Annotated in this window: 13 protein-coding genes; 7 read left to right on the top strand and 6 right to left on the bottom strand. The window is 71.8% G+C overall.

Translation table 11 applies throughout. The features are described from left to right. Nucleotides 1-3: 3 nt before the first annotated feature. Entirely contained in the window at nt 4-999 is a 996-nt protein-coding gene (locus ACIPJY_RS10120; RefSeq protein WP_400465097.1) for a DUF817 domain-containing protein, read from the bottom strand. Between the two features lie 160 nt (nt 1,000-1,159). Here ACIPJY_RS10120 and ACIPJY_RS10115 point away from each other — a divergent pair, with 160 nt between their 5' ends. Genes ACIPJY_RS10115 through ACIPJY_RS10100 form a run of 4 tightly spaced genes read left to right on the top strand, consistent with a single transcriptional unit; the run spans nt 1,160 to nt 7,218 of the window. Next, nucleotides 1,160-2,404, top strand: coding sequence for a Gfo/Idh/MocA family protein (locus ACIPJY_RS10115; protein WP_400465100.1), 1,245 nt, complete (start codon nt 1,160-1,162; stop codon nt 2,402-2,404). Between the two features lie 7 nt (nt 2,405-2,411). Beyond that, on the top strand, nt 2,412-3,662 hold the full coding sequence (locus ACIPJY_RS10110; RefSeq protein WP_400465102.1) for a LacI family DNA-binding transcriptional regulator: 1,251 nt from the start codon (nt 2,412-2,414) through the stop codon (nt 3,660-3,662). Between the two features lie 10 nt (nt 3,663-3,672). Then, nucleotides 3,673-4,752, top strand: a complete 1,080-nt coding sequence (locus ACIPJY_RS10105; RefSeq protein WP_400465105.1) for a glycerophosphodiester phosphodiesterase family protein — start codon at nt 3,673-3,675, stop codon at nt 4,750-4,752. 12 nt (nt 4,753-4,764) lie between these two features. Continuing rightward, the gene (locus ACIPJY_RS10100) at nt 4,765-7,218 is read left to right on the top strand and encodes an ATP-dependent helicase (protein ID WP_400465108.1); all 2,454 of its coding nucleotides are present in this window, start codon (nt 4,765-4,767) and stop codon (nt 7,216-7,218) included. 9 nt (nt 7,219-7,227) lie between these two features. Here the strand turns inward: ACIPJY_RS10100 and ACIPJY_RS10095 are convergent, their stop codons facing one another. Then, entirely contained in the window at nt 7,228-7,722 is a 495-nt protein-coding gene (locus ACIPJY_RS10095) for a GNAT family N-acetyltransferase (RefSeq protein WP_400465111.1), read from the bottom strand. A 149-nt stretch (nt 7,723-7,871) separates the two neighbouring features. On the opposite strand from ACIPJY_RS10095, the gene ACIPJY_RS10090 reads away from it, so the two are divergent. From ACIPJY_RS10090 to ACIPJY_RS10080, 3 genes are read left to right on the top strand one after another with little or no spacing between them, the layout of a single operon-like run. Beyond that, a complete protein-coding gene (locus ACIPJY_RS10090) occupies nt 7,872-9,287 on the top strand; it encodes a pyridoxal phosphate-dependent decarboxylase family protein (protein WP_400465114.1) in 1,416 nt (471 codons plus the stop codon). Continuing rightward, nucleotides 9,284-10,666 (top strand): lysine N(6)-hydroxylase/L-ornithine N(5)-oxygenase family protein, encoded by a 1,383-nt coding sequence (locus ACIPJY_RS10085; protein WP_400465117.1) that lies wholly within the window; start codon nt 9,284-9,286, stop codon nt 10,664-10,666. The genes ACIPJY_RS10090 and ACIPJY_RS10085 overlap by 4 nt, the downstream gene beginning before the upstream one ends. Beyond that, nucleotides 10,663-13,011 carry a GNAT family N-acetyltransferase gene (locus ACIPJY_RS10080; RefSeq protein ID WP_400465119.1) on the top strand — a complete coding sequence of 783 codons (2,349 nt, stop codon included), beginning with the start codon at nt 10,663-10,665 and terminating at the stop codon, nt 13,009-13,011. The genes ACIPJY_RS10085 and ACIPJY_RS10080 overlap by 4 nt, the downstream gene beginning before the upstream one ends. Before the next feature lie 19 nt (nt 13,012-13,030). On the opposite strand, the gene ACIPJY_RS10075 is transcribed toward ACIPJY_RS10080, so the two are convergent. From ACIPJY_RS10075 to ACIPJY_RS10060, 4 genes are read right to left on the bottom strand one after another with little or no spacing between them, the layout of a single operon-like run. Further along, nucleotides 13,031-13,660, bottom strand: coding sequence for a pyridoxal 5'-phosphate synthase (locus ACIPJY_RS10075; protein ID WP_400465122.1), 630 nt, complete (start codon nt 13,658-13,660; stop codon nt 13,031-13,033). Nucleotides 13,661-13,675: 15 nt separating this feature from the next. After that, nucleotides 13,676-14,491, bottom strand: a complete 816-nt coding sequence (locus ACIPJY_RS10070; protein WP_400465125.1) for an oxygenase MpaB family protein — start codon at nt 14,489-14,491, stop codon at nt 13,676-13,678. Between the two features lie 29 nt (nt 14,492-14,520). Next, complete coding sequence (locus ACIPJY_RS10065) at nt 14,521-14,814, bottom strand: hypothetical protein (RefSeq protein ID WP_400465127.1); 294 nt, start codon at nt 14,812-14,814, stop codon at nt 14,521-14,523. 39 nt (nt 14,815-14,853) lie between these two features. Then, a complete protein-coding gene (locus ACIPJY_RS10060) occupies nt 14,854-15,288 on the bottom strand; it encodes an ester cyclase (protein WP_400465130.1) in 435 nt (144 codons plus the stop codon). Nucleotides 15,289-15,308: the final 20 nt, after the last annotated feature.

The raw sequence follows: 15,308 nt of genomic DNA, 5'->3' as shown, positions 1-15,308 counted from the left end.
CTCTCAGCCTAGGTGTGCGTCGCGCCGAAAGGCTGAGGATTCGCGGCGAGCGGACGCCGGTGTCGCCACCGGTCTCTGCACTCTACGGGCACCCGCTGCGCGGCGGATCGACGGGCGTCGGGAGTTCGCCGAGGGCGCGCCGGGGGCCAGGGGAGGATGGAGCCACGTGACGAGTGCGACCGAGATCGTCATCAGGAGCAGCCAGGCCACGATCTTCGTCGGAGCGACCGGGTGCCATGCCGCCTGCTGGGCCGGGTAGGTCCAGGCACCCGCCCACGTCGCGACGTTCTCGGCGATCCAGATGAAGACCGCGACGAGGGCCATCGCCACCAGCATCGGCATGCGCAGCGTGGCACGGTGCACCCGGGCGTGCAGTGTCGTCCGGGCGAAGAGGAGCGCGACGGCGCCGAGCAGCAGGTACCTCGCGTCCCACACGAAGTGGTGCGTGAAGAAGTTCAGGTAGATCCCGCAGGCGACGACGACCGTCCACCACTGCCGCGGGTACCGCTCGAAACGCAGGTCGAACAGGCGGTACACGCGGACCATGTACGAGCCGACGGCGCCGTACATGAACCCGGAGAAGAGCGGCACCCCGGCGATGTGGAGCACCCCGCCGCCGTCGTAGGACCACGACCCGACATCGGTCTTGAAGACCTCCATCACGGTGCCGACCACGTGGAAGAGGAGCACGACGCGGAGCTCCCGGACGGTCTCGAGCCCGAATGCCAGCATCCCGAGCTGGATCAGGACGGCCGCGATCGTCAGGGCGTCGTTCCGCGCGAACGGTGCGTCGTCGGGCCACGCGATGCGCGCGGTGGCGATGACGACGAGGAGTGCGGCGCCGAACGTGCACGCCCACGCCTGCTTCGCCCCGAACACGAGGAACTCGGTCAGGAACACACGCACCGGACTGCGTGGCTGTCGACCGGCGTCGAGGACCCGGCGAGCAGTGCGCTCGATGCGGTACTCGACGGCGGTGGACAGGGATCGGTCGGCCATGACGGGATCGTCGCCGGGAGACCTGGGACACGGGCCGCCCGGTCCTCCACATGTGCCGCCGGACACACACGCGTCCACATCCCAGGCGCAGGGTTGACACGAGTAAACCCGCGTCACCACAATGGGACAGCAACGACGCACCACGGCAGAAGGAGCCAGCATGACGTTCATCCTCGGCATGGTCGGAGCCGGCCAGTTCGCCAGCCACTTCGCGACCCTGTTCGACAAGCACCCCGGCATCTCCGCCGTGTACGCCACGGACGTCATCCCCGAGCGCGCGGACCAGCTCGTGCAGGAACTGTCCCTCGCCGGGACGTTCCCGAGCTTCGACGCCATGCTCGCCAGCCCGGACGTCGACGCCGTCGCGATCTTCACCCAGCGCTGGACCCACGGGCCGCTCGTGCTGCAGGCACTGCGCGCGGGCAAGCACGTGTACTCGGCGGTCCCGATGGCCGTCGCCCTCACCGAGATCGAGGCGATCATCGCGGCGGTGCAGGAGACGGGCCTCACCTACATGATGGGCGAGACCAGCCAGTACAACCCGGCGACGGTCTTCGCGCGGCAGAAGGCCGAGCAGGGTGCCTTCGGTCGGGTCTTCTACGCCGAGGGCGACTACGTCCACGACATGGACCTCGGCTTCTACGACGCGTACAAGTACAGCGGCGGTGACGACTGGAAGGCCACCGCGAGCTACCCGCCGATGTGGTACCCGACGCACGCGATCGGTGGCGTCCTCGGTGCTGTCCCGCGGCACGCGACGAGCGTCAGCTGCATCGGCGTCCACGACGACCGCGGTGACGGGGTGTTCGACACCGACGTCAGCATGTTCGACAACGACTACTCGAACATGACGGCGCTGTTCGAGCTCGACGGCGGCGGTTCCATGCGCATCAACGAGTTCCGTCGCGTCGGGTTCCCGTCCTACATCCGCGAGAGTCGCTTCCGCTGGTTCGGCACCGACGGCAGCTTCGAGCAGCTCGTCACCACGTCCGTCTGGCAGGACCGGGACGGTGTCACGGACGTCTCCGACCAGATCGCCACGCGGCCGACCATGGACGAGGACGACCCGCGCCTCGCCGACGTCTCGCCGGCGCTCCGCAGCTCCTTCGTGTCCGGGCACGCGCCGGTGCACGACTCCTTGACGGACCGGCTCCCGGCCGAGTTCGACTTCGCGCCGAACGGGCACGAGGGGTCGCACCACCTGCTCGTCGACGACTTCGTCACCGCGGTGAACGACGGCGTGCTGCCCCCGGTCAACGCCTGGCAGGCCGCCCGGTACACGCTGCCGGGCCTCGTCGCGTTCGAATCCGCGCGTCGCGACGGGGAGCGCCTGTCGATCCCCGACCAGGGCGACGCGCCCGTGGCCGTCGGCGAACGCCTGCCCGTCGCCGACCGGGTGTCATGATCGACCGGTGACCGACCGAGCAAGCGCACGTCCGAACGAGGGTCCGGACGACGGCCCGACGGGAGGGCGTCCGAACGAGGGGCCGGACGATGGCCCGACGGGAGAGCGTCCGAACGAGGGGGCGCACGACGGCCCGACGGGAGAGCGTCCGAACGGGGCGGCGCACGACGGACCGACGGGCGAGCGAGCACGCAAGCCCACACGGCGCGACGTCGCTCGGCTCGCCGGGGTGTCCGACGCGGTCGTCAGCTACGCACTGAACGGCGGCGCCCCCGTCGCCCCGGAGACCAGGCGGCGGGTCCTGGCAGCCGTTGCCGAACTCGGCTACCGCCCGAACCAGGCCGCACGGGCACTCCGGTCGGGGTCGGCACGCACCCTCGTGCTCGCCGTTCCCGACCGGGAGGACCCGGTGTTCGCCAACCCGTTCTTCGCGGAGTACGCAGCGGAGATCGAGTCGGCGGCGCGGCGGCGCGGCTACGCCCTCTACTCGACGGCGACGAGCTTCGAGCCCGAGCGGATCCGCGCCCGGTTCGAGGAGTTCGCCGCGCGGATGGTGGACGGGGTGCTCGTGCTCTCGAGCGGCGGGGTCGACGGGGCAGCGATCGACCCGGTCGGCCTGCCGTGGGTGGACCTCAACGTCTCGGCAGCACGGCCGGGCGTCGCGAGCGTCGGCACCGACCTCCGCGCCGGGGCGGAACGGGCGACGCGGCACCTGCTCGACCACGGCCGGACCAGGGTCGCCTTCGTCGGCCAGCCCGATGTGACAGAACCACGCCACCGTGGATGGCGAGATGCGTGCGAAGGCCGGGACGTGCCTCCAGGCCGGGTGTACGACGGCGGCTACACCCGGGAAGGCGGCTACGTGGCGGGCCTGCAGATCGCCGACGAGCGCGACGAACACGTCGCGCGCGTCGAGCGCGACGAGCGCGACGAACGCGACGCGCGCGACGGCATCGCCCCGCGGAGCCTGCCGGACGCGGTGTTCGCCGCTTCCGACCGCACCGCGGTCGGCCTGCTCCGGGCGTTCCACGAGCGCGGCGTCCGCGTCCCCGAGGACGTCGCCGTGGCGGCCTTCGACGGCTCGTGGGAAGCCGAGTACACCTGGCCACCGCTGACGACCGTCCGGCAGCCGATCGAGTCCATGGCGGAAGCGGCGGTCCGCCGTGTGCTCGACGGCACCGCACCGACCCACGACGAGTTCCCTCCGGAGCTGGTCGTCCGGGCCTCGTGCGGCCGGCACGACACCGCACCCCAGTAGGGTCGGCCGCATGACCCTGGTGATCGCCCACCGAGGTGCCTCCGGGTACCGCCCCGAGCACTCGCGCAGTGCGTACGAACTCGCGATCGACCTGGGTGCCGACGCGATCGAACCGGACCTGGTCCCGACGAAGGACGGCGTCCTCGTGCTCCGGCACGAGAACGAGATCTCCGGCACGACCGACGTCGCCCAGCACACCGAGTTCCAGGACCGACGCACCACCAAGCGCATCGACGGCCAGCAGCTGACGGGCTGGTTCACCGAGGACTTCACGTGGGACGAGCTCCGCACGCTCCGCACCCGCGAGCGACTGCCGGAGCTCCGTCCACGATCCGCGGCCCACGACGGCGAGGACCCGATCCTGCGGCTCGAGGACCTGCTCGCGATCCTCGACGCCGCTCCCCGCCCGGTCGGCCTGGTCGCCGAGGTCAAGCACGCGACCTACTTCGACAGCTCCGGGTACCCGATGGGGGCGCTCGTCGACGCCGCCGTGGCGAACGCCGGCTGGCGCGGCGACGAGCGGCTCACGTTCGAGTGCTTCGAGAAGGGCGTGCTCCGCGACCTCCGCGAGCGGGGTGCCGGTGGTCGGCTCGTCTACCTCCAGGAGGCCCGGGGCAGCGCCGCGGACGAGGTCGCCGCACACGGGTCCGCCGCCCCGAGCTACGCCACCGAGCGCACCGACGCGGCGCTCGCGGCGCTCGCCGAGGAGTTCGACGGGATCAGCCTGGCCGTGAGCACCGTGATGGCGGCGACCGATCCGGTCCGGGTGGACGATCCGCGGCCCGTCCGGTCGGACGTGGTCGACCGCGCGCACGCGGCCGGGCTCGACGTCTTCACGTGGACGCTCCGCCCCGAGAACCGGTTCCTGCCGGCACCGCTCCGCCGGGGCGGCGAGGTCGCCGGGCACGGGGACTGGGAGCGGTGGTTCACGTCGGTCGTCCGGACGGGGGTGGACGGGGTGTTCGCCGATCACACCGACCTCGCCGTCCGCGCGCGTTCACTGGTCGAGCACGGCGCGGCGGACGGGGTCGAGCGCGAGGCCGGGGACGGGGCCGAGGACGGGATCGCCGGTGTCGGGGGCCCGGCCTAGACTGTTCCGGACATGACGATCGTGCTCGACCCATTCGACTCGACGCCCGAGCCGGGTGCCGGGGACCGCCCCTACGAGGACCCGTTCACCGCCGGTCTGAACCCCCAGCAGAAGGAAGCCGTCGAGTACCGCGGCGAATCCCTGCTGATCGTCGCCGGCGCCGGTTCCGGCAAGACGAGCGTGCTCACGCGCCGCATCGCCCTGCTGCTGGCGAACCGCGAAGCCTGGCCGTCGCAGATCCTCGCGATCACGTTCACCAACAAGGCCGCAGCGGAGATGCGCGAGCGTGTCCGCGCCCTGGTCGGACAGGCGTCAGAGGGCATGTGGATCTCCACGTTCCACTCGGCGTGCGTGCGGATCCTCCGGCGCGAAGCCGAACGCTTCGGGTTCCCGCAGTCGTTCACCATCTACGACTCCGCAGACTCGCGAGCGCTCCTCAAGCGGATCATCAAGGACCTCGAGGCAGACACCCTCGGGCTGACCGTCGGGGCTGCGGCGTCGAAGATCTCGAAGCTCAAGAACGAGCTGCAGGACATCGACTCCTACGCGCGGAACATCAACGCGAACGACCCGCAGGAGGTCATGTTCACCGAGGTGTTCCGGCGCTACACGAACGAGCTCCGCCGGGCCAACGCGTTCGACTTCGACGACCTCATCGGTCAGACGGTGTTCCTCTTCCGTGCCTTCCCGGAGGTCGCTGCGCTGTACCAGCGGCGGTTCCGGTTCATCCTGGTGGACGAGTACCAGGACACCAACCACGCGCAGTACTCCCTGATCCGCGAGCTCACCCGTCCGGTGCCGGTGGAGCAGGTGGACCGCCTCGAGGACGAGGGACAGCACGTCGCCCGCATGCGCGAGGCCGACGGGTCGATCGCCGGTGCCTCGCTGACCGTCGTCGGTGACTCGGACCAGTCGATCTACGCCTTCCGCGGTGCGGACATCCGGAACATCGTCGAGTTCGAGCGGGACTTCCCGAACTCGAAGGTGGTCCTGCTCGAACAGAACTACCGCTCGACGCAGAACATCCTCGACGCCGCGAACGCCGTCATCGCGAACAACTTCGACCGGCAGGTGAAGAACCTCTTCACCGAGGTCGGCGCCGGCGACAAGATCGTCGGGTTCACGGGCTACACCGGCCACGACGAGGCCCAGTTCGTCGCGGACGAGATCCAGCGCCTGCACGAGGACGGCATGGACTACCGCGACATGGCGGTGTTCTACCGGACCAACTCGCAGACCCGTGCGCTGGAGGAGATCTTCATCCGCGCGGCCATCCCGTACCGGGTGCTCGGCGGCACGAAGTTCTACGAGCGTGCGGAGATCAAGGACGCGATGGCGTACCTGATCACCGTCGCCAACCCCGCTGACCCGATGGCGCTCCGTCGCGTGCTGAACGTGCCGAAGCGGGGGATCGGTGCCGTCACCGAGACGACGCTGCAGCGGTACGCGGACGACCACGACGTCACCATGCGCGAGTCGCTGCGGCACGCCGACGAGCTCGGCTTCGGCCCGAAGGTGCGGAACGCGATCACGTCGTTCGCGGCGCTCCTCGACGAGGTCGCCGCGAAGGCATCGGACCAGCCGGTCGTGGACACCCTCACGCAGCTGCTCGACGGCTCCGGGCTCCTCGAGCAGCTCCGGAAGTCGCCCGACGCGCAGGACGCCGCGCGTGCGGACAACATCGACGAGCTCGTCGCGGTGACGCGCGAGTTCCAGAAGAACAACCCGGACGGCACCCTCAGCGACTTCCTGACCGAGGTCTCGTTGGTCGCCGCGGCGGACGAGCTCGACGACTCCTCCGGCACGGTGTCGCTCATGACGCTGCACACGGCGAAGGGCCTGGAGTACGACGCGGTGTTCCTCACCGGCGTCGAGGAAGACCTGCTCCCGCACCGGATGTCCGCGAACGAGCCGGGCGGCCCCGCAGAGGAACGCCGGCTGTTCTACGTCGGCATCACCCGTGCGAAGAAGTCACTCTTCCTGTCGCTCGCGATGACCCGCGCGCAGTTCGGCGACGTCAACGTGGCGATGCCCTCACGCTTCCTGCAGGAGATCCCCGAGGGGCTCATCGAGTGGAAGCAGTCCCCGGGCATGGCGAACAGCCGCGGCGGCACGCAGCCCCGGGCGCTCAACGCCAAGCGCGACGGTGCCGGTCCCGGTGGGTTCGGCGGCGGGGGCGGTGGCTACCGCGGAGGTGGCGGCTGGGGCGGCGGCTCGTACGACCGCGCGGCCGCTGCGGCGAAGACCCGCCCGAAGACCGAGTGGGCGAACCGGGTGTCCGGGCAGGTCCGGGACAACGGCGACATGGAACTCGCGTCGGGAGACCGGATCAAGCACGTGGACTTCGGTGAGGGCACGGTCTCGGCGGTGACCGGGCAGGGCGCGAAGCGCATCGCGGAGATCGCGTTCGACTCCGCCGGCCGCAAGAAGCTCCTGATCAAGATCGCCCCGATCGAGAAGCTCTAGCCGGACGGCTCAGCGCACCAGCCGCACCGCCTCGAGCGGGTGCGGCCCGAGCTGCTCACGCTTGGCCGCGCCGTCGCGACGGAACCCGTTGCGTCGGTAGAACGCCTCGGCGCGGGGGTTGTCGTCCGCCATCCAGAGGTACGCGGGAGCGTCGCCGACCGCCGCGTCGAGCAGTGCCTGGCCGGCGCCCGAGCCGTACGCCGCTGCCAGGACGTAGATGCCCTCGAGCTCGCGGTCGCGGGGTGCAGCCGTGTCGCGCCCGTTGCCGGCGGATGCCCACCCGACGACGGCGTCGCCGACCGTGGCGACGAGCACGTCGGTCTGCGGGTCCGCGATGATCCCCCGCCACCGTTCGGCCCGGGCGTCGACGTCCAGGGCCGCCAGGAACGACGCGGGCAGCAAGTGGGCGTATGCCTCCCGCCACGCGGTGACGTGCACGTGGGCGATCGCCGCGGCATCGGCACTGGTCGCCCGACGCACTGCGGGTCCGTTCCCTCGGTTCACACGCTCATCCTCTCGCGTCTCGTTGGTCCGACACCGACACCGACACCTTCGTCGACGTCGACGCCGGAAGCACCACCCGCGCCACCCGCGCCACGCCGACGCCCTGTTCGGGTGGCATCGAAATTCATGTGAGGTTAGCCTTACCTAACGTGACTGCTCCAATCGAAACGCTGACCAACGCCACCGCCGAGCGCTACCGCGCACTCGTCGGAGTGACCGTCGACCGACTCGCCACCCGGGTCGCCGAGGTGGACGCACCGACGACCGACACGGACGCCGCGTCGCTCCGCGAGCGGGTGCGGGCGATCGACCTCGACGGCGCGCCCCTCGGCACCGAGCGCGCGCTCGAGGAGATCGACGACCTGTTCGTCCGGGAGGCCGTGTGGTTCCACCATCCCGGTTCGCTCGCGCACCTGAACTGCCCGGTGGCGTTGCCCGCCGTCGCCGCCGAGTCGGTGCTCGCCGCGGTGAACCCCTCGGTCGACACGTGGGATCAGTCGCGCATCGGGACCGAGATCGAGCGCCACGTGGTCGACTGGCTGGCGCGCCGCGCCGGGTTCGCCGCCGGGGACGGGATCTTCACCTCGGGTGGATCGCAGTCCAACCTCCAGGCGCTCCTCGTCGCGCGGGAGCGACGAGGACCGGGAACCGTGTTCACCACCGCGGAGACCCACTTCAGCATCGCCAAGTCCGCCCGGCTCCTCGGCCTCGACGCCGTCGTGACGGTCCCCACCGACCCCGCCGGCCGCATGCTCCCGTCCGCCCTGGCCACGGCGATCGCCGATGCCCGCGCCGCCGGCCACACCCCGCTGGCGGTCGTCGCGACCGCCGGCACGACCGACCGCGGCGTGATCGACCCGCTGGAAGCCGTCGCCGACGTGTGCGACCTCGAGGACGTCTGGCTGCACGTCGACGCGGCGTACGGCTGCGGCCTGCTCGTCTCGCCCACCCGCCGACACCTGCTCGCGGGCATCGAGCGCGCGCGGAGCGTGACCGTTGACCTGCACAAGTCCTTCTTCCAGCCGGTCTCGTCGAGCGCGCTGCTGGTCCGCGACCCCGACGACCTGCGCCGGATCGCCTGGCACGCCGACTACCTGAACCCCGAGGACGCGGCCGAGCCCAACCAGGTCGACAAGTCGCTCCAGACGACCAGGCGCTTCGACGCGCTGAAGCTCTGGGCGACGCTGCGGGCGAGCGGCGCGGACGCGATCGGCGAGGCGTTCGACGCGCTCATCGACCTGGCGGAGGCGACGCACACGCTCGTCCGGGAGCACCCCGACCTGCAGCTCGTGGCGCCGACGCAGCTCAGCACGGTGCTGTTCCGGTGGCAGCCGGCGGGGGTGACCGACGCCGAGGCCGATGCGCTCGTGGCCCCGATCCGCGCTGCGCTCCTCGCCGAGGGACGGGTGCTCATCGCGAAGACCGTGATCGACGGCCGGCCGTGCAACAAGCTCACCCTGCTCAACCCCGAGACGACGACCGACCAGATGCGCGCGTCGCTCGACCACATCACCCGGACCGCAGCACGGACAGCAGCCCGCACCACGGCAGGAGCGACACGATGAGCGAGAGCACCAGCACCAGCACCGTCCACGACCTCGTCGCCATCGGCATCGGCCCGTTCAACCTCGGGCTCGCGTGTCTGACCGACCCGATCGACGACCTCGACGCGGTGTTCCTCGACGCCGCCGACGGCTTCGCCTGGCACCACGGCATGATGCTCGACGACGCCACGATCCAGGTGCCGTTCATGGCGGACCTCGTCACGATGGCCGACCCGACGTCGCCGTTCTCGTTCCTGGCCTGGCTCAAGGAGACGAACCGGCTCTACCCGTTCTACATCCGCGAGGACTTCCACCCGCTCCGGAGCGAGTACGACGCCTACTGCCGATGGGCAGCCGACCGGCTCGACACCCTGCGCTGGGGACGCACGGTCACAGTGGTCGAGTACGACGAGGCATCCGACCTGTTCACCGTGCACGCCGACACCGACCACGGCCCGGAGACCTACCGCGCGCGCCACGTGGTGATCGGCATCGGCACCGAGCCGTCCGTCCCGGAGCCGCTCCGGAACCTGCCCGGTCCGGTGATCCACTCGGCCGAGTACCTGCCGAACCGTGACGCCCTCCGTACGGCCGGCAGCATCGCGGTGGTCGGCAGCGGGCAGTCCGCCGCCGAGGTCTACCGCGACCTGCTCCAGGACGTCCGGCAGCACGAGTACCGGCTCGACTGGATCACGCGGTCGCCGCGGTTCTTCCCGATGGAGGACACGAAGCTGACGCTCGAGATGACGAGCCCGGAGTACACCGACCACTTCCACGCGCTGCCGGAGGACGTCCGCGACCGCCTCGGCCGCGAGCAGCGGGGGCTGTACAAGGGCATCAGCGCCGACCTGGTCGACGACCTGTACGACACCCTCTACCGGATCAGCGCGCGCGGCCCGGTCCCGACGACGCTGCGGACCGAGACGAGCGTCGTCGACGCGACGTGGCTCGCGGACCGCGGGACGTACCGGCTGACGCTCCGGCACGAGCAGCTCGGTGCGACGTACGAGCACGAGGTGGAGCGGCTGGTCCTGGCGACCGGCTACACCCCGCGCCCGACGCGGTTCCTCGACCCCGTCGAGCACCTGGTTGAGCGGGACGCGCGTGGCCGGTTCGCGGTCGCCCGCGACCACCACGTCGACCGCCTGGGCGGCCGGATCTGGGTGCAGAACGCCGAGGAGCACACGCACGGGCTGACCGCGCCCGACCTCGGCATGGGCGCGTGGCGGAACGCGTCGATCATCCGGTCCGTCACGGGTCGCGCAGCGTACGGACTGGAGGACCGGATCGCCTTCCAGGAGTTCGGCCTGCCCGCCTCGGGGCCGGCCACCACACCTGGCGGCTCCGCCAGGAGCGCGCCGTCCCGGCGGGCGACCGAGCCGACGGGGGTGCGCGCATGACCGAGAAGGTGACCGTCCTGCGGGACGCGACGGGTCCTGACGCGGTCCCGGGCCTCCTGTCCGTCGAACCCGTGGACCCGGATCGGGATGCCGCCGTCGTGCAGGCGTGGCTCGCCGACCCGGCGTCCTCGTGGTGGGAGATGGGACACCTCGACGTCGACGCCGTCCGCGAGTACCTGGCCGGCGTGCAGGCGGACCCGGCGCAGGCCGCCTGGCTCGGCCGCCGCGACGGCGAGCCGTGCTTCCTCGCCGAGACGTACGACCCGGCTGCAGTGTTGCTGACCGACGTGTGGCCCGCGGAACCGGGCGACGTCGGGATGCACCTCCTCGTCGCCCCGGCGCCCACGGCCGGCCGGGTGCACGGACTGACGAGCGCCGTGATGCGGGTCGTCGTGGAGCACTGCCGGGACGCCCTCGGCGCGCGCCGGGTGGTCGTCGAGCCGGACGCGCGGAACACGGCCGTGCACGCGAAGAACGCCGAGGTCGGGTTCCGGGTGCTCCGCGAGGTCGACGTCGACGGCAAGCGCGCACTGCTGTCCGTGCTCGACACCGACCGGATCGGCGAGCCCGACGACGACGGTCCCGCGGCACACCTGCGGCCCGAGCACCTCGACGTGGCCGAACGGCACCTGGTCGCGAAGGCGATCGCGGAGTTCACGCACGAGCGGCTCATCACGCCCGTCGGTGACGGCGAGGGGTGGCAGGTGGACGCGGGCGACTCGACCTACCGCTTCCGCGCCCGCCGCCACGAGCTCGAGCACTGGTCGATCGACGAGGCGTCGCTGACCAGGACCCGTGCCGGTGCCGCGGTGCCGCTGTCGGCGCAGGACCTGGTGCTCGAGCTCCGCGACGTGCTCGGCATCCCGGACGAGCTGCTCGGCACGTACCTCGAGGAGATCGCGTCGACGCTCGCGAGCGCCGCCGCCAAGCACCGTCGCGGCGGACCGGCCGCCGCACAGCTCGCGCGCGGCCGCTCCGACGTCGTTGCGGGGTTCCAGGCGGTCGAGTCCGCGATGACCGAGGGGCACCCGGCCTTCGTCGCGGCGAACGGGCGGATCGGGTTCGGGCTGGACGAGTACCGGGCGTTCGCGCCGGAGTCCGGCCGGACGTTCCGGTACCGCTGGCTCGCCGCGCGTCGCGCGCACACGCACCTGGCGCTCGCGGCGGACCGCACCGAGGCCGACCACTGGGCCGCCGAGCTCCCCGCGGCCACGGTCGCCGACTTCGAGGACCGGCTGCGCCGCCGCGGGCTCGACCCCGACGACTTCGTCTGGCTGCCCGTGCACCCCTGGCAGTGGCAGCACCGCATCGCCGTGACGTTCGCACCGGACCTGGGCCGGCAGGACCTCGTCGACCTCGGCGAGGGGCCGGACGAGTTCCAGCCGCAGCAGTCGATCCGCACCGCGTTCGACCGGACGGACCCGACGCGCTCGTACGTGAAGACCGCGCTGGCCGTGCAGAACATGGGCTTCCTGCGCGGGATGTCGCCGGCGTACATGCGGAACACCCCCGCCGTGAACGACTGGGTCGCCGGGCTGGTGGCGGCCGACCCCACGCTGCGGGACGCCGGGTTCTCCGTGCTCCGGGAACACGCCGCGATCGGGTACACCGGTGACGCGTACCACCGGGTCGACGTGGCCTCGCCGCAGCGGAAGATGCTCGCGGCGCTGTGGCGGGAGAGCCCGGTCCCGGGGCTGGCCGAGGGCGAGCAGCTGATGACGATGGCAGCGCTGCTGCACCGTGACGCCGCGGGCGGTGCGGTGGTGTCGGCGCTGATCGCGGCGTCGGGGGTGCCGGCGGACGAGTGGGTCCGACGGTACCTCGACGCCTACCTGCTGCCCGTGGTGCACTGCCTGACCGTGCACGACCTGGTCTTCATGCCGCACGGGGAGAACCTCGTGCTGGTGCTCCGGGACGGCGCCGTGGTGCGGGCGATCATGAAGGACATCGGGGAAGAGGTCGCGGTGCTCGCGCCCACCGACGTGCCGGAGGGCATCGAGCGGATCGTGCACCCGGTCGGCGACGACGAGGCGGCGCTCGCCGTGTTCACGGACGTGTTCGACGGGGTGCTGCGGTTCGTCGCGGCGATCCTCGACGACGACGGGGTCCTGCCGGCCGCCCGGTTCTGGCAGCTCGTCGGCGAGTGCGTCGACCGGCACGCCGACGCCCATCCGGACCGTCGCCGCCCACTCGACCTGCGGGCGGCGACGTTCGAGCACTCCTGCCTGAACCGGCTGCAGCTGCGGAACACCCTGTCGATGGTCGACCTGGCCGACCAGTCGTCCTCGCTCATCCGGGCCGGCGCGATGCCGAACCCGATCGCGCGGAGCTCGCCCCGCACCTGACCGCGTCGGGACGCACCCGCTACGGCTGCAGCACCGCCGAGGTCCACCCGTCCGGGCCCAGGCGGTACTGCAGCCGTCGGTGCATCCGATCGCGACTCCCGTGCCAGAACTCCACCGAGGTCGGCTCCAGCCGCCACGCCACCCACGACGGCGGTCGCGGGACGTCCTCCGAGGTCTCGAGCAGCGCGTTCGCGTCGTCGATGAGGTCCTGCAACGACCCCTCGAGCGGCGCGGACTGGTCGGCGGCAGCCGTCGCCGCGCGGGACTTCGGCGACCGGGCGGCGAACAGGTCGTCGGACTCCTGCTCGGACAGCTGGACGACGTGGCCCTCGAACCGGAGTTGCTGCATCGTCTCGCGCCAGTACACCTGCAGGGCGGCGGCCGGGTTCGCGACGAGCTGCCGGCCCTTCGGGCTGTGCGTCGAGGACCCGAACACGAGCCCACGGTCGTCGATGGTCTTCACGTCGACCGTGCGGGCGCTCACGACACCGTCCGCCGCGGTCGCGAGCGTCATGGACAGCGGCTCGGACACGTCGCCGTCCCGCGCGTCGGCGACCCAGGTGCGGGCGACGTCGAACGGCGAGGCGGGCGGGTCGTCGAGCTCGGGGAACGCGAACGAGGAATCGCCGGAGAGCGGAGCGGAAGCCATGCCCCCAGCCAACCCCTAGCGCCTGGTGGCGTACCGACGCATCGCGCGGAGCAGCAGCGGACCGGGCAGCCGGAGCAGCGCGCCCGGCACGACGGACCGGACCCGACGCACGAACCGGACGGTGCGGGCGTACCGCGCCTGCTCGCGCGGCCCCCATGCGAACCCGTACTGCGCGCGCACGACGTCCGGCAGCATCCCGACCGTGACGATCCGCACGAGCGGCATCGCGGCCCGGACCCACAGCGGGGCGAACCGGGGGTGGAGCAGGTCCCGGACGACCCCGCGGGCGTCGTCGGAGACCCGGAGTGATCCGAGCGCACCGTCCCAGTAGGCCCGGAACGCCGCGACGGACGTCGGCCACCGGGACGCCGGGACTCGCAGCGCGACGCCGAGCGGCTCGTAGGCGTCGAGCACCCGCTGGGCCAGCTCGGGCGGGACGGGGTCACCGAACGCCTCGTGGGCGCACAGGGCCGAGTCGTACAGGGTCGCCGCCACCCAGAGCTGTCGGTCCTGGTCGTCGGCGCCGGCGACGGCGGCGTGCGCCCGGTTCACGAACGAGGTCGCGATCGCCGCGTCCGACGGTGTCCCGACCACGACGGCGTACACGTACATCAGCGTGTGCGCGAGCCGCTGCTGCGGCCGCCGTGCGAAGTCGGAGTGCCGGCGGACGCCGGCGGCGACCACCGGGTCAGCGATCTGCAGCAGGATCGCGCGCCCACCGGCGACGACCGGTGTGCTGTCCGCCAGGAAGCGCGCCAGGTCCCGGCCGTGTGACGGTCCGGAGGCTCGGCGCACGTCCGGCGCCGAGCCTCCAGTCCGTCCGTTGGTCACGGCACCAGTGTGCCGGACCGGACCGCCGCTCAGAGCGGCTTGGTCCCGAGGTCGCCGCCGAGGTCGGGGCGTTCGGTGTCGTCGTCGTGCTCCCAGAGGTCGGCGCTGCCCTCACGCGGGGCGCCGCCGGTGGGGCCGTCGTCCGTGCCGTCGCCGGCCTGCGGCTCGACGGTCTCACCCGCGACGGCGTCGTTCGTGACGGTCTCGAGGGACTCCTCGGACTCGTCGACCTCGTAGGGTCCGACGTGCTCGCGGTCGATGTCGTCGTCGCGGCGCTCCTGGGAGTCGAAGTCGTCGACGGGGCTGATGCCGGGATCGCTCATGGTGTTCCTCCTGCTGGTCGTGGTGTGGGACGGGAGTGCTCAGGCGCTGACGAAGTGCACGTCGGACTCACCGAGTCGGAGTTGCTCGGCCAGGCCCTTCTCGTCGGTGGAGCCCCATCGCTCGGCGATCTTGCCGTCGCGGAACTTCGAGACCTGGATGCCGCGGACGGTGAACGTCCGGCCGGTCGGCTCGTGCCCCTGGAACGGGCCGGTGTGCGTGCCGCTGATCGTGAAGACCGCGGTGACGTAGTCGTCCGTCACGACGAGCGGGTCCGGCTCGAGCGTGAGGTCCGGGAACGCGGTGGTGAACTGCGTCCAGAAGTCGACGATCCCGGGGAGGCCGGGAGCCTGGTCCGGAGCCGGGTCGTGGTCCACCACGTCCTCGGCCCACACCTCGCCGAAGCGGTCGAACGCCCGCTGCTCGAGGATCTCCCCGAGTCGTTCCTGTGCCTGCTGGTTCTCTGACGCCGTCATGTGCGCTCCTTCCGTGGGGT

The organism is Curtobacterium sp. NPDC090223, assembly GCF_044746585.1.
In the GTDB taxonomy this organism is placed as follows: Bacteria; Actinomycetota; Actinomycetes; order Actinomycetales; family Microbacteriaceae; genus Curtobacterium.
The sequence above is the reverse complement of the archived record's forward strand: the minus strand, read 5'-3'. Positions and strand labels throughout refer to the sequence as shown.

Bases quoted from the DNA above. Each gene is read 5' to 3' on its own strand.
- ACIPJY_RS10075 (WP_400465122.1), bottom strand. From the start codon at position 13,660: ATGGCTTCCGCTCCGCTCTCCGGCGATTCCTCGTTCGCGTTCCCCGAG.
- ACIPJY_RS10085 (WP_400465117.1), top strand. From the start codon at position 9,284: ATGAGCGAGAGCACCAGCACCAGCACCGTCCACGACCTCGTCGCCATC.
- ACIPJY_RS10100 (WP_400465108.1), top strand. From the start codon at position 4,765: ATGACGATCGTGCTCGACCCATTCGACTCGACGCCCGAGCCGGGTGCC.
- ACIPJY_RS10120 (WP_400465097.1), bottom strand. From the start codon at position 999: ATGGCCGACCGATCCCTGTCCACCGCCGTCGAGTACCGCATCGAGCGC.
- ACIPJY_RS10105 (WP_400465105.1), top strand. From the start codon at position 3,673: ATGACCCTGGTGATCGCCCACCGAGGTGCCTCCGGGTACCGCCCCGAG.
- ACIPJY_RS10080 (WP_400465119.1), top strand. From the start codon at position 10,663: ATGACCGAGAAGGTGACCGTCCTGCGGGACGCGACGGGTCCTGACGCG.
- ACIPJY_RS10065 (WP_400465127.1), bottom strand. From the start codon at position 14,814: ATGAGCGATCCCGGCATCAGCCCCGTCGACGACTTCGACTCCCAGGAG.
- ACIPJY_RS10115 (WP_400465100.1), top strand. From the start codon at position 1,160: ATGACGTTCATCCTCGGCATGGTCGGAGCCGGCCAGTTCGCCAGCCAC.
- ACIPJY_RS10060 (WP_400465130.1), bottom strand. From the start codon at position 15,288: ATGACGGCGTCAGAGAACCAGCAGGCACAGGAACGACTCGGGGAGATC.